This window comes from Flavobacterium pallidum (genome assembly GCF_003097535.1).
Taxonomy (GTDB): Bacteria; Bacteroidota; Bacteroidia; order Flavobacteriales; family Flavobacteriaceae; genus Flavobacterium; species Flavobacterium pallidum.
Window position 1 is genome coordinate 393486 of record NZ_CP029187.1, and the last position, 14595, is coordinate 408080.

At 44.0% G+C, this 14595-nt stretch carries 9 protein-coding genes; 7 read left to right on the plus strand and 2 right to left on the minus strand.

Translation table 11 applies throughout. The features are described 5' to 3' along the window. The first annotated feature begins 128 nt into the window (after positions 1 to 128). The 5 genes from HYN49_RS01545 to HYN49_RS01565 all read left to right on the plus strand — a co-directional run bounded on the left by HYN49_RS01545 (position 129) and on the right by HYN49_RS01565 (position 9386). Positions 129 to 2471 carry a DUF5916 domain-containing protein gene (locus HYN49_RS01545; protein WP_317045859.1) on the plus strand — a complete coding sequence of 781 codons (2343 nt, stop codon included), beginning with the start codon at positions 129 to 131 and terminating at the stop codon, positions 2469 to 2471. 78 nt (positions 2472 to 2549) lie between these two features. Beyond that, positions 2550 to 4067, plus strand: coding sequence for a 2,3-bisphosphoglycerate-independent phosphoglycerate mutase (gene gpmI / locus HYN49_RS01550; RefSeq protein WP_108902478.1), 1518 nt, complete (start codon positions 2550 to 2552; stop codon positions 4065 to 4067). A 48-nt stretch (positions 4068 to 4115) separates the two neighbouring features. Next, positions 4116 to 7673 carry a T9SS type B sorting domain-containing protein gene (locus HYN49_RS01555; RefSeq protein WP_108902479.1) on the plus strand — a complete coding sequence of 1186 codons (3558 nt, stop codon included), beginning with the start codon at positions 4116 to 4118 and terminating at the stop codon, positions 7671 to 7673. Positions 7674 to 7803: 130 nt separating this feature from the next. Next, entirely contained in the window at positions 7804 to 8622 is an 819-nt protein-coding gene (gene map / locus HYN49_RS01560) for a type I methionyl aminopeptidase (protein ID WP_108902480.1), read from the plus strand. Beyond that, complete coding sequence (locus tag HYN49_RS01565) at positions 8622 to 9386, plus strand: class I SAM-dependent methyltransferase (protein WP_108902481.1); 765 nt, start codon at positions 8622 to 8624, stop codon at positions 9384 to 9386. The genes map and HYN49_RS01565 overlap by 1 nt, the downstream gene beginning before the upstream one ends. Before the next feature lie 119 nt (positions 9387 to 9505). Here the strand turns inward: HYN49_RS01565 and HYN49_RS01570 are convergent, their stop codons facing one another. After that, positions 9506 to 12316 (minus strand): M16 family metallopeptidase, encoded by a 2811-nt coding sequence (locus HYN49_RS01570; RefSeq protein ID WP_245892237.1) that lies wholly within the window; start codon positions 12314 to 12316, stop codon positions 9506 to 9508. Positions 12317 to 12469: 153 nt separating this feature from the next. On the opposite strand from HYN49_RS01570, the gene HYN49_RS01575 reads away from it, so the two are divergent. Both HYN49_RS01575 and apaG read left to right on the plus strand, forming a co-directional pair. Further along, positions 12470 to 13723 (plus strand): type IX secretion system plug protein, encoded by a 1254-nt coding sequence (locus HYN49_RS01575; protein WP_108902482.1) that lies wholly within the window; start codon positions 12470 to 12472, stop codon positions 13721 to 13723. Between the two features lie 75 nt (positions 13724 to 13798). Next, complete coding sequence (apaG, locus tag HYN49_RS01580; RefSeq protein ID WP_108902483.1) at positions 13799 to 14185, plus strand: Co2+/Mg2+ efflux protein ApaG; 387 nt, start codon at positions 13799 to 13801, stop codon at positions 14183 to 14185. 65 nt (positions 14186 to 14250) lie between these two features. On the opposite strand, the gene HYN49_RS01585 is transcribed toward apaG, so the two are convergent. Continuing rightward, complete coding sequence (locus HYN49_RS01585; protein WP_108902484.1) at positions 14251 to 14571, minus strand: hypothetical protein; 321 nt, start codon at positions 14569 to 14571, stop codon at positions 14251 to 14253. Positions 14572 to 14595: the final 24 nt, after the last annotated feature.

A 14595-nucleotide genomic window follows, 5' to 3' on the forward strand; every position in this document is an offset into this window, starting at 1 on the left:
TAGGTAAATTTTCGCATAAATTTTTACATTTGTCCCACAACCAAGTCCCGATGAGCAAATTCCTTAAATTATCCCTGTTGCTGTTTTTATTCGCAGGCGTAAATTCATTTGCTCAAAAAAAAATCCTCGTGGCAAAAACCACCGCCGAGAAAATCGTCATCGATGGAAAATTCAATGAAGCCGTTTGGAAAGACGCTCCTCTGGCCGGCGATTTCGTTATGTTCCAGCCAGATAACGGCAAACCCATAGATTCTTCGAAAAATACCGAAGTGCGTATCCTTTACGACAATGATGCCGTGTATATTGCCGCTGTGATGCATGATAATGATCCTTCGAAAATCAGGAAAGAGATTACGCAGCGGGACAACGTCGGGACGGCTGATATTTTTGGGGTTTTCATCAATGGATTCAATGACGGGCAGCAGGATTTCCAGTTCTTCGTAACGGCTGCCGGCGTGCAACTGGACCGGTTGGCGACAGAAGACGGCGACGTTTCTCCCGACAATTTCAGCCAGGATTTTTCATGGGATGCGATTTGGGACAGCAAGGTGGTGATTACCGATTTCGGCTGGACCGTAGAAATGAAGATTCCCTACGCAGCGCTGCGGTTTTCAAAAGAAAACGTACAAACATGGGGACTGAATTTTTACCGCAGCATTCGCCGTGACAGGCAGCATTATACCTGGAGCCCGATTGATTCTGAAATCCGTTCGACACGAAATCAAAATGGCGTTTTGGAAGGAATTGAAAATATCAAAACCTCAACGAGGCTGTTCTTTATCCCCTATTCTTCTTATTATTATGAAAACAACGAATCCGGTTCCGCCAATAAATTCAAGGCCGGAATGGATATCAAATACGGCATCAACGATTCCTTTACGTTGGACGCTATCCTTGTACCGGATTTCGGGCAGACACGTTTTGACAATGTGATATTGAATCTGAGTCCGTTCGAGCAGCAATTCAGCGAAAACCGTCCGTTTTTTACAGAGGGTACAGATTTATTCAACAAAGGCGCGCTTTTATACTCGCGAAGGATTGGCGGCGCACCGCGATTTACGCCTGAAAATTACGACCAGGCCAACGAAACCATTACCAACACGCCGGCAACGGTCAACTTACTGAATGCCGTAAAAATCTCCGGACGCACAAAAAAGGGCCTTGGAATCGGGGTTTTGAATGCGGTAACGGAACGCACTTATGCTACAATCCAGAACAACACCACCGGTGAAAAACGTGAGGGCATCGTTGAGCCGCTCACGAATTATAACGTTTTGGTCTTAGATCAGAGATTCAACCAAAATTCGTCTGTAACCTTAGTGAATACAAATACTTTTAGGGAAGGAAGTTACCGCGACGCGAATGTGGCCGGATTGCTTTTTGACTTAAATACAAAAGAGAATTCCTACAACCTTTCCGGTGATTTCAAATACAGCAGCATCACGTCCGACGGGAATTATGACGGGTTCAAGACGTCATTGAATTTTGAGAAAACGAGCGGAAAATACCGTTATACGCTTTTCGGAAAATACCTTTCGGCAGATTATGACATTAATGACCTGGGCATTGGCTTCCAGACGGATTATCACAATATTTATGCCGATTTCAGCTATCGCATCCTGAATCCGAACAAGATTTTCAACACGTTCCGGACCGATGTAAAATCGAGTTTAGAGCTTGAAAACACTACAGGTAAAGTACAGGACAATTTTGCGAATTTTTCAGCGGAGGGCAACACCCGCAAAAACGATTACTACAAATTCCTTGTCCAGATAAATCCTTTGGAAAGCTTTGATTTCTACCAGCCGCGCGTTGCCGGAAGGTATTCCTATGTGCCGCGGAGCCTGACGTCGCTTTTCGTGTTTTCATCGAATTACAACAATACGCTGGCGATCGATTTCAATCCTTCGGCAAAATTATATGATGAGAAAGGGCGTAAGGATTACGGGTTCTTTTTTAGTCCGCGTTACCGCATTAACGACAAGATTTTATTGATTTACGGCTTTAATTATTTCCGTTCAATGAATGACCGCGGTTTTGTCGCCTATGATGGCGCTGGCATTTATTATGCTGAAAGGGACATCAAGACCATTACGAACGAATTGTCCGGGAAATTTGCGCTGAACAATAAGATGACCATCAACCTTACCGCAAGGTACTACTGGTCATTTTCAGACAATCATGAATTTTTCGCATTGCAGGATGATGGCTATTTATCCGCGACAGGATTTACCGGCGCTCCGGATGAGAATTTTAACGTATGGAATTTTGATCTTTCTTATTCCTGGTGGTTTGCGCCTGCAAGCCAGATTTCCGTTTTATACCGGAATAATGCGCTCGATTACCGCAATGACATCCGCAGGAACATCGGTGACAACCTCAAAAACCTGTTCGACAACAGCCTGAACAACATATTTTCAGTAAGCTTCCGTTATTACATCGATTACAACAGCGCAAAGAAGTGGTTTTAAGGCTAAACCAACCGGTTTTTGGTTTTTCTTAACCTGCCCGCCCTCGAAATCAATTATATTTGCAAAAAATACTTTTCGATGAATAAGAAAGTCATTCTGATGATCCTGGACGGTTGGGGAAAATCCCCGGATCCAAAGGTTTCAGCTCCCGATAATGCGTATATTCCTTTCATAAAAAACCTGCTTGCAAATTACCCGACCGCTGAATTGCGCACGGACGGACTCAACGTCGGCCTTCCTGAAGGGCAAATGGGGAATTCCGAAGTAGGGCATATGAATTTAGGTGCCGGAAGGATTATTTACCAGGATTTGGTCAAAATCAATCTTGCCGTAGAGAACAAGACATTCAATAAGGAAAAAGCCGTTGCCGATGCGTTCCATTATGCAAAAGAATACGACAAGGATGTGCATTTGCTGGGCTTGGTTTCAGATGGCGGCGTGCATTCGCACATCAACCACCTTAAGGGACTTATTGATGCGGCGCATGATTATGGCCTGGAAAAAGTATTCGTACACGCCTTTACCGATGGCCGTGACGTGGACCCAAAATCTGGAACGGGTTTCATCGGCGATATCGTGAACCATGTAAAAGGGACTTCGGTTAAACTCGCTTCGATCATCGGAAGGTATTATGCGATGGACCGTGACAAACGCTGGGAGCGCGTGAAACAGGCTTACGATCTGCTGGTCCATGCCAATGGAACGCATTCAAAAGATGCCGTAAAGAGCATCGAGGAAAATTATGCCAAAAACATCACTGACGAATTCCTGCCCCCGATAGTGATGACAAACGAGAATGATGAACCTTTGGTGACAATCAAGGAAGGCGATGTGGTGATTTTCTTCAATTTCAGGACCGATCGCGGGAGGCAGCTTACGGAAGTGCTTTCGCAGAAAGACCATCCGGACGAGAATATGCACAAAATGAATTTGTATTACGTCACCATGACCAATTATGACGATACATTCCAGAATATTTACCGTGTTTTCGACAAAGACAACATTACTGAAACTTTGGGCGAGGTGTTGGAAAAAGCCAATAAAGAGCAAATAAGGATTGCCGAAACGGAAAAATACCCGCACGTGACGTTTTTCTTTTCGGGCGGAAGGGAAGCGCCTTTTGAAGGGGAAACGCGTATTTTGAGGAATTCACCTAAGGTCGCCACTTATGATTTGCAACCGGAAATGAGCGCTTATGAACTGGCCGATGCTTTGGTTCCCGAGCTAGATAAAGGTGAAGTGGATTTCGTATGCCTGAATTTTGCCAACGGAGATATGGTAGGCCATACCGGCGTGATGGCCGCTGCAATCAAGGCCTGTGAAGCAGTCGACAAATGTGCTGAGAAGGTCATCACGGCAGCACTAAGGAACCATTACACCACCATCGTCATAGCCGATCATGGGAACTGCGAAACGATGATTAACCCCGATGGCACACCCAATACCGCGCATACAACAAATCCCGTCCCGATCATCCTTGTGGATCCCGAACTTAAAAACGTACACAATGGGGTTTTGGGCGATATCGCTCCGACCATACTGGAACTCATGGGCATCCCTAAACCTGACGCGATGACAAGGCATTCGCTGCTGTAAAGGTAGGGTTAGCAGACCCTTTTACTGTTTAAATATTATTTGACTATAATGAAAATATTACATAAGGCACTAATGCCTGTTTTTTTGATGTTTTCCGCGTTGGCGCTTGCCCAGGGTGGCGCTTCCTCGTGTGGTGAATTGCAGGCGAATTTCCAACAGTACCAAGCCTGCGCGACGACCATTCAATTTACCAATTCGATTAATAACCCCAGTCAGGAAAATTTCAACACGAGTTGTATTGGAGACAATCTCCAGGGCCCAACGTGGTTTTTTATAAAGATTAAATCCGCTGGGGATATCCACATGCAGATAAGCCAGGTTGGTAACAGCGGCAATGAAACGGATGTAGATTTTGTGCTTTGGGGGCCATTTCCGAATCTTGACAACGTATGCGGTCAATTGAACCCATCCCACGAAATTGACTGCAGTTGGTCAGTTTTCGCTACAGAGCAGGTATCACTTCCCAATGCTATCGCCGGGCAATTGTATGTACTCCTTGTGGACAATTATTCAAACGTACCCGGTGAAATTACCATTACGCAAACCGGCGGTACCGGAAGTTCAGATTGCGGATTCTTATCGGCAGTGGATATCCTTGACAATACGGGTGCAGAAATTACAAATCTCAATTATTGTAAACCCGGCACCAAGGACCTCGTAGCTAAGGTGGACACTTCTGACTTTCCCGGAAATTTAGCAAACTATCGCTATAACTATAAATGGTACAAGGACGACGTACTGATTAACACGATTACAGATTCTACTTCAGACACAAATACAATTACCGTAAATGAAACCGGAGATTACAGGGTTGATATGACTGCCTACGACAGTACCGACCCGACTGTAGATTTGACAAACCTGGACATCAGTTCAGATGAAATCACGCTGTCTTTTTTTGATGCTCCAGATATCACACTGCAACTTTCAGGCGGTTCCTGTCTGGCCCAAAATCCCGTGCTCCATGCAGTGGACAACAATGGTAATTTTGACGGAACCTATCAATGGTTCAGAAATAATGTTATGATTCCGGGTGCCGCAGCTCCAGACTATACTCCTGACACTGCCGGAAATTATTATGTTAAAGTGGCCAATGCAGGCTGCCCTCCTGTAAATTCAAACAGCATCACCGTATATGTTGCCCCACAAATTTCGATTAGTGGCAACCAGACCATTTGTGAAGGAACCACACACACGATTACCTCAGCAATATCCAACAGTGCTTCACTGACATCAGTCACGTTCCGATGGTTCAAAGACGGACAGGTAATTCCTGGCGCTACAAATAATTCTTACATTGTATCTGCTGTCAACCAAGCCCCGGGCACAACGGCATCTTACGAATTGGAAGCCACCGAAAATGGCACATGTGTATCTCTTACAAATGCTACTTCTATTACCATAAGTCCAAAACCGCAGCTGGTTTCGAATGTCAACTTAGAACAATGTGACTACATAGCCCCGAACAATGATGGCATTGCCAAGACCAATCTTACCCAGGTTTATCAGGCCATTACCAATAACAATCCGGCGTTTACACTAACATATTATCTTGATTCCGGGCTTACCCAACAGATTCCCGACCCTTCAGCGTTTACCAATACCACGCCAAACCAGACGATATATGTTACGGGGACTATCCCAACCTCCGTTTGTATTTCTAATACGGCTACGATCAGCCTTACTGTAAGCCCTACAAACGTAGCTTCTTATACTAACATGGCTCCCGTTTGTCCTGAAATCAACAGCAGTTTTGGTTTTCTTGATTTTGAAAGTCAAAGGCAGGTTATCAAAAATACTTTTTTCCCAACGTCTAATGTCACCATCGATTTCTATGACAATGAAAATGATGCCGCGCTGGAGCAAAATCCGCTGACGAATACGACCCAAAGGCCGATAGGCCCCACAGTAGTGTATGCCAGGATCGAAATGGGCAACAATTGCTTTGAAGTAGGCACATTCAATACAGAAATCTACTCCGCTCCGCTGCAATCGGCCATTGGGAATGTGGCGAAATGCCAGTCTGATACACTTTTATTATCTTCCAAAGATCCTGAAGCGCTTGCAGGACAAAACAACGCCGTCCAGGTGTCTTATTTCTATTCGTTCGACAATGCAAAAAACAATGCTAATGCCATCCCGAAAACCAGCGCTGTCAACCTGCCGCTGGGCAATAATCCAATTTTTGCACGGTTGGTCAACAGCAATTCGCAGTGCGTATCCATCACGGATTTCACGGTGACAGTATTTGCAAATCCTGTATTGACGCAGCCTGATGATATTTCCCTTTGCGGTGATACTACGGCAGTATTCAACCTGGATTCCCGTATTCCACAGATTACTTCAGGGAACACAAATTACCAGGTGACGTTTTTTGCCTCACAGCAGGACCTGAATTCCGGTAATGCCATCCCCGATTCCGCCGCGTATGAATCCGCACCAAAAACCATATTCATAAAAGCAATCGACCCAACAAATAATGGTTGTCCGTCGACGACTTCATTGACCTTGAATGTTTACCAAAGCCCCGGAAGCCCTGACAATCCCGATATCATTGAAGAATGCAGCAGCGATGGATTTGCCGAATTTGACCTCACCAGCCATGAGCAGCAAATGGCAGGTACGACCCCGATAAACGAAATTGAATTCCGTTATTATATCGATCCGGCAGATGCTGCGGCCAATAATTCCAATGTCATATCAAATCCAGGAGCCTTTACCAATACTGCCATCTCAGAGCAGGCCATTTATGTCCGCTTAAATGGAAGCAACAGGATCGACAGTGAAACCGGGATAGCCTGCTACAGGATTTTACAGCAAATGATTTATGCAAGGCCCTTTCCAGAAAACAAACTGAATGATTATCCATACAAGATTTGTCTGGACATCGATGGAAATGTTGTAAATCCAGCGATTGTCGATGCCGGTCTGTTGCACGGCGATTACGATTTCATATGGTATAACGGTTCTGATGCCATTGCAGGAAATGAAATCATTACCTCGAATGGAAGTATTTTCACAACGGAGCACGAAGGCGATTATTCTGTAAGGATTACTGATCTTACGCATCTTACGTTATGCCAGACGATCGTGAATTTTACCGCAAGGAACTCCCTGATTCCATTTTCGCTTACTGGAAACCCAACAGAATTAGTGGCTTTTGAAACTGACAATACCATTACTGCTGTCGTGACACCACCTTCAGATGATTTTGAATACAGCCTCGATAATACGCCATGGCAGGACAGCAATGTCTTTACTGATGTAAAGGAAGGGATTTACACTTTAAGCGTCAGGAATAAATACGGTTGCGGGGAACTCAGCACCATGGTTGTCGTTACGGATTACCCTCGGTTTTTCACGCCGAATGGCGATGGTTATAATGACCGCTGGAATATCGGCGGGCGACTGGCACTTGACAAATCCAATGTATTCATTTACGACCGATTCGGAAAACTCATGACAGAAATCACAGCCAACGAAACGGGCTGGGATGGTACATACAATGGAAAACCGATGCCGGCAGACGATTATTGGTTCCGTATCAATTACATCGTTGGGGGACAGAAAAAAGAATTCCTGGGGCACTTTTCGCTGAAGCGATAATCACTGTTTCCTAAAAACCCATGATCTCCGGACGGAATTTTCCTTCCGGATTTTTTTACTTTTTTCAAAAACCTGGCGCTTTGCTACTTTGCAACTAAAACCGTACTTTTGCCAACTGAAATTTACCATCATGATTATACCGAAAACAAGGGAAGAAATCGAGCTGATGCGCGAAAGTGCGCTGCTGGTTTCCAAAACATTGGGAATGATTGCTACCGAAATCAAACCAGGCATCACCACGCTGGAACTTGATAAAATGGCGGAACAATTCATCCGTGACCATCAGGCCGTTCCCGGATTTCTTGGATTATACGGCTGTCCTTCCACATTGCTTACGAGCGTAAACGAGCAGGTCGTTCATGGCCTTCCGACCAACCGCCCTATTGAGGAAGGTGATATCGTATCGGTGGATTGCGGTGTACTGAAGAATCATTTCTACGGCGACCACGCTTATACTTTTGCCATCGGAGAGATTGACCCGAAAACAGAAAAATTGCTTCAGGTGACCAAGGAATCGCTCTACATCGGCATCCGCGAATTCAGGGCCGGGAACCGTGTGGAAGACATCGGCAGCGCCATCCAGAAATATACCGAATCACATGGTTACGGGGTGGTGCGTGAACTTGTCGGACATGGATTGGGCGAAAAGATGCACGAAGACCCCGAAGTCCCGAATTACGGCAAACGCGGGCGCGGTAAATTGTTCGTAGAAGGCATGACCATTGCCATCGAGCCGATGATCAATATGGGTACAAGGAATATCAAAACACTTAAGGACGGCTGGACGATCGTGACCGCGGATAAAAAACCAAGCGCGCATTTCGAGCATAATGTCGCGCTGGTGGACGGGAAACCTGAATTGCTTTCCACTTTCGCTTATGTCTATAAAGCTTTGGGAATCACATCCGATGAGGAAAATGAATTCAGGAAAACGCCATTGGTCATCTGATGAAAAAAATATTCAAATTCATATTGAATACGATTCCGCGGCCATTGTTAATCCGGCTGAGCTATGTTGCCCGTCCGATTCTGGCTTTGGCGCTAAAAGGAAAAAAATTCACCGACCCGATTGATGGCAAAAGCTTCTCAATGTTCCTCCCCTACGGCTATGGGACGCAAAGGAATAATGTGCTTTCACCCAGTACGCTTTCGCTGGAAAGGCACCGATTGCTCTGGCTTTACCTGAATAATGAGACTGATTTTTTCACGAGCCCAAAAAAAGTGCTGCATTTTGCACCGGAACAGGCTTTTTATAAACTGTTCCGAAACCGGAAAAACCTCGATTATACTACAACCGATTTGTTTTCTCCATTGGCCGATGTTAAGGCGGATATTTGCGATTTGCCTTTTGAGGACAACCAATATGATGTCATCCTATGCAACCATGTCCTGGAGCATATCCCGGATGATACCAAGGCGATGCAGGAACTGTACCGTGTCCTGAAGCCAGGCGGCATGGGCATTTTCCAGATTCCGCAGGATTTGACAAGGGAAAAGACTTTCACTGACGACACCATTACCGACGCTAAGGAGCGTGCCAAAATATTCGGGCAATACGACCACGTACGCATTTATGGCCGTGATTATTTTGACAAACTGCGCAGCATCGGATTTAAGGTGGTTGAAGAAGATTACACCAAAAAACTATCGCCGGAACTGGTGGAGCGATTTTGCCTTGCCAAAGGTGAAATTATTCCGGTTTGTTTTAAATAAGTCCGGAAGTTGGAAAAGTCCGAAAGACCGAAAGACAATTAAAAAGCCTGATAGAAAACTCCATCAGGCTTTTTTTATTTGGTATCCGAAGCCTCATACATGGCTTACTTTCGGTCTTTCTAACCCTTCTCCGGCATCAAAATCCCGATTACCTTGTCCTTCGTGAGGTATTTTTTAGCTACATCCTGCAGGTCTTTGGCAGTAATGGCCTTGATTTTGTCCTCTTTTTTCAGCAAATCTTCCGGATTGCTTGAATTCCTGTAAGCGCTGGTGAAATTCTCAAGCCAAAAGCTGTTTTCCTTAATGCTTTTCTTGTATTCCAGGAGTTCGGCTTCCTTGTATTTCTCAAGGTCTTTCGCTTCAGGTCCTTTATCGATTATCTTTTGGAGTTCCTTCAAAGCCGAGTCAACCAGTTTGTCCGTGTTTTCAGGCCCGCATGGAAACCCGATATTGAAGCCAAAACTGCCATAAGGCACTTTCCTCATGTAACCGCTTGCCCTGATTCCGTATACGCCGCTTTCATTTTCGCGCAATTGCTCGATCAGTTTTATCGTAAGCACTTCACCCAAAGCTTCCAGTGCAAGTGCTTCTTTGGCAGAATAAGCAGTGTCGCCATAATACATGATGGTGACGTTGCTTTTTGGGTCTGAACCTTTATTCACCACTTTTTTGAAATCGCCTTTTGCGAGCCTGTAGCCTAAATCCACAGGTTGGTCTTTCTTGCCCGTCGACGGCAGCGAGGCGAGGTATTTCGCAGCATAGTCTTCCATGATCTTGTCATCGACATTGCCTACGAAGTAAAACTCGAAATCACCGGCATTTGCAAAACGTTCCTTGAACTTGTTGTACGCCAGTTCGTAATCCGAATTTTTCCAGGCTTCATCATCCGGGAAAATGCCCGCAAACCTTGGATTGTCCTTCATCAGGTAGGAATAAAATTCTTTTTGGAAATACACTGACGGCTGTGAACTCAGGTTCTTGAAAAAAGCCGACTGCTTCTGCTTGTAACCTTCATAAGCTTCCTTGTCAAGATTCAGGTCGGTGAAATAAGCATGGATCATCTCGAACATATATTCAAGGTCTTTTGGCGTCGCATTACCCGAAATGTTTTCCGTAATATCGTCTACATAGGGATACACATTTGCGATTTTCCCGGACATGAATTTATTGATGTCGTTTACTTTCAAGCCGGAAAAACCAGCTTCCATCAAGGCACCATCAGCAAATTGTGTCTTTTTGATCTCATCATTGGAGTACAGGTTTGAACCTCCCCAACTGATGCCTTCCATCACAACCTCATCATTCTTGAAATCGGTTTTCTTGTATGTTACCTTCGCGCCGTTTGAAAGGAATAAAGTCGTCGCACCAATTTTTGCATTGGTTTCTTTCTTCACGACACTACCCGCTTTTACAGGATGGCGCAATAGGCCAGCGGCAATTTCAGTATCTTCGTAAGGCTTGATATCTGCATCATTTACTTTCAAAGCTTCAAGCACTTCCTGCTCCGTAACCTTCTTCAGGCCTTCCTTTTCAGGCCCTGTGATCACGACGACCCTGTTGCCTTCAGTAATATATTCATTCAGGAAAGAACTCACATCCTTCAGGTTGATTTCCGGAATCATCTTTTTAGCGGCATTATATGACCATTCGATTCCGGGAGCAGGGCTTCCTTCCAAAAAGTATGACTGATACTGTCCGATATAATCCTGGGATTCAGATTTGTCCCTTTCATTATAAGCTGTTTCATATTCTGACAGGAACTGTGACTTCGCCCTGTCAAGCTCACCTTGTGTAAAACCGAATTTCTTGGCGCGCTCATTTTCGGTTACCAAAACCTTCAACGCCGACAATTGCTGGTCTTCCTGCATCATCGCCATCGACTGGTATGCTTCTTTAGTCCTGGCAAAAGTCCCTCCGTGATAAGAAAATCCGTACACAAATGGTGGTGTCGGGGAATTGGTCAATTCGTTAAAACGGTTGTTCAGCATCGTCGTGAACAATCCTTCCATAAGGCTTTTTTTGTAGTCGTCAACAGTGACAATCTTTTTAGGAAGCCCTGCATCCTTATACAACAGCTGGACATTCGAGCTTGAAGCTTCCTTGTCGCTTTCGATTGCGATAAATGTTTCTTTGTGATTTGGCACATCAAACGTTTTCCTAGGCTTTTCATTTTTCGGATTTTCATAAGAAGAGAAATGGTCGATGATTTTCTTTTCCATCTCCGCCACATTGATATCCCCAACGACAATTACACTGATCAGATCCGGGCGGTACCAATCTTTATAAAAATTAACGAGTTTGTCGTATTTGAAATTCTCCAATATTTCTTTTTTACCAATCGGAAGGCGGTCTGCGTAATGGGATTTGTACATCATTTTCGGAAGGTAGCGTCCCATCATCCGTTTGTTCGCCCCCAGTCCGAGGCGGTATTCTTCCAGCACGACACCCCTTTCCTTATCGATTTCATCCGGTGTCAGGTTTGCATTGAATGCCCAATCCTCGATAATCTGAAATCCTTTTTCCAGTTTTTCAGCATCATCAGAAGGAATTGGAAGGAAATAAGCGGTTTCATCAAAACTGGTATACGCGTTCAGATGCTGCCCGAATTTCACCCCGATGCTCTGCAGGTAATCCACCAGTTTGTTTTTCGGGAAACGCTTGGTCCCGTTAAAATTCATGTGTTCCATGAAGTGCGCCAGTCCCTGCTGGTCATCGTCTTCAAGGATAGAGCCTGCATTGATAACCAATCTGAGGTCTACTTTGTTCTCGGGTTTTGCGTTTTTCCTGATAAAATAGGTCAGCCCGTTTTTGAGTTTTCCTGTTTTTACGTTTGGATCGAGCGGAATTTTAGCAGTTCCGGTAAGGTCCTGGGCAGTTATTGACAGTGGAAATGCCAATAATAACAGCCATGCTTTGTTCATTTGTTTCATAAGGTTTCGTGATTAAGAGCCTGAAAGTAGCATATTATGCTGATAAATTACTTATATTATTAATAATTTAACAATCCGATTTCCAATGGAAACCGGGGAGTATCACAATTAAAATCACTTTTATTTGTTTATATTTACTTCAAGAATATATTTATGATGAAGCATTACTGTTATTTCCTGCTTTCCCTTTTTTTTCTAACCACCGTCCTGCAGGCACAGGTTGAAACCGAAATCATTCCTCCATTCAACATCAAGACCATCACTTTTGTACAGAGCGGGCAGAATGCGATTCCGGTATTCACCCTGAATGATTCTTTCCAGCTGCAGTTCGACGACCTTTATGGCAATGAAGCCAATTATTATTACCAGATCGTGCATTGCAATTATGACTGGACAAAATCAGATTTATCAGAAAGCGAATACATCCAGGGATTTGACGACCAGCGCATCCAGGAATATTACAATTCGTTTAATACACTGCAGTTGTATTCGCATTACAAACTCTCATTCCCAAACAAATTCACACGGTTTAAGGTTACAGGCAACTATATGCTTAAAATCCTGAATGAGAACAGGGAAGTCGTTTTTTCAAGGAAATTTATCTTATATGAAGACCTGGTTTCCGTGCCGCTGCAGATCAAAAGAGCGCGTAACCTCGGCGTGATCGACTACAAGCAGAATCTTGATTTTGCCATTAAATCAAAAAATATACAATTCCAGAGCCCGTTGCAGAATGTAAAAATATTGCTGCTGCAAAACGCCGAAATCAATTCAGGCATCACCAATATCAAGCCACAGTATACCATCGGGAACGACCTGATTTATAAATACGATGCCGAAACCCAATTCTGGGCAGGAAATGAATACCTGTATTTTGAAAATAAAGATGTCCGTGGCGCAACCAACAACGTACTACGGGTGGATTCTCAGGACACTTATAATGCTTACCTGTACACAAATGTCGCGCGCGGCAGCAATCCATATACGTATTATCCCGACATCAATGGGAATTTCCAGATTAAGAACATCAATGCTGAAAACAATGAATTGGAAGCCGATTATGTCTGGGTATTCTTCACGCTTTCTGCGCCGAATTATTTCGGAAAAAAAGACATTTACATCAACGGAATGTTCAACAATTATGCCATCGATCCGGAATTCAAGATGGATTATAATGCTGATAAAGCAGTGTATGAAAAGGCATTGCTCATCAAGCAGGGTTTTACGAATTTCCGTTATACCATTTCAGACGCGAAGGGAAACATTGATCGGGAAAATGCGATTGATGGGAATTTCTACCAAACAGAAAACAATTATTTCGTAATCGTGTATTACCGCGAAAACGGTCAACGTTATGATAAAGTTATCGGAAAAGGTGTCGCAACCTCAGTTGATATTACCAATTAATCAAAATTTAACGCTTCCCCTGTGAATTCCATCCGAATTTTTGTAAATTTGGGTGTTTTAAATTCTGCCGTACAAATGGTTACACAAATAACGAGAGGCATCAAGATTTCAGTCCATACCAGTTTTGAAGGCACTTACTTCAAGAACTACAAGATTCATTTTGCCTTCAGTTATGAGATTACGATAGAGAATTCCAGCAAAGATTCCGTGCAGCTTGTGTCACGCCACTGGGAAATCTTCGACTCATTAAACGAGTTGGAAATTGTGGATGGTGAAGGCGTAATCGGCAAAAAACCCGTTTTAAAACCCGGCGAAAAGCACACTTACAGCTCCGGCTGCCTGCTTTCCTCCCCTTTTGGAGCCATGAAAGGCTATTTCAATATGGTCAATTTTACGACGACAAGAAACTTTCGTGTCATTGTCCCGAATTTCCGCCTCAGTGCGCCATTTGCCTTAAATTAAATAAACCTTAATATTACAGAGAATGCCCCATCAGGGGCATTTTTCATTTAAGCAAATTACGGATTTTAAACCGCACTTCCAGGTGCTGAAGGATCCATCGGTGATCGTGGCGACCTTGAATCGTGTTGCGGATCAACATCCCCCCAATCCGATTTATGGGTTTCTTCCTCATCAACTTCTTCATTTTTTTCTTCTCTATCTTCATCATCTCTATCTTCATCATCGATGCGGTCGTGCAAAGCTTGCATTTCAGCATCAGGATCGGCATGCGGGAAAGTGCTTATATTGCCTGCAATGCCAGGAACTAAAAGCGCATCATCATCATGTCGTGCCAGGTTTTTCAATGTCTTATTGTCCGTGCCGTTGTTTATGTCTGTAGGTTCCATAATATTTTTTTATTCAAATTTACT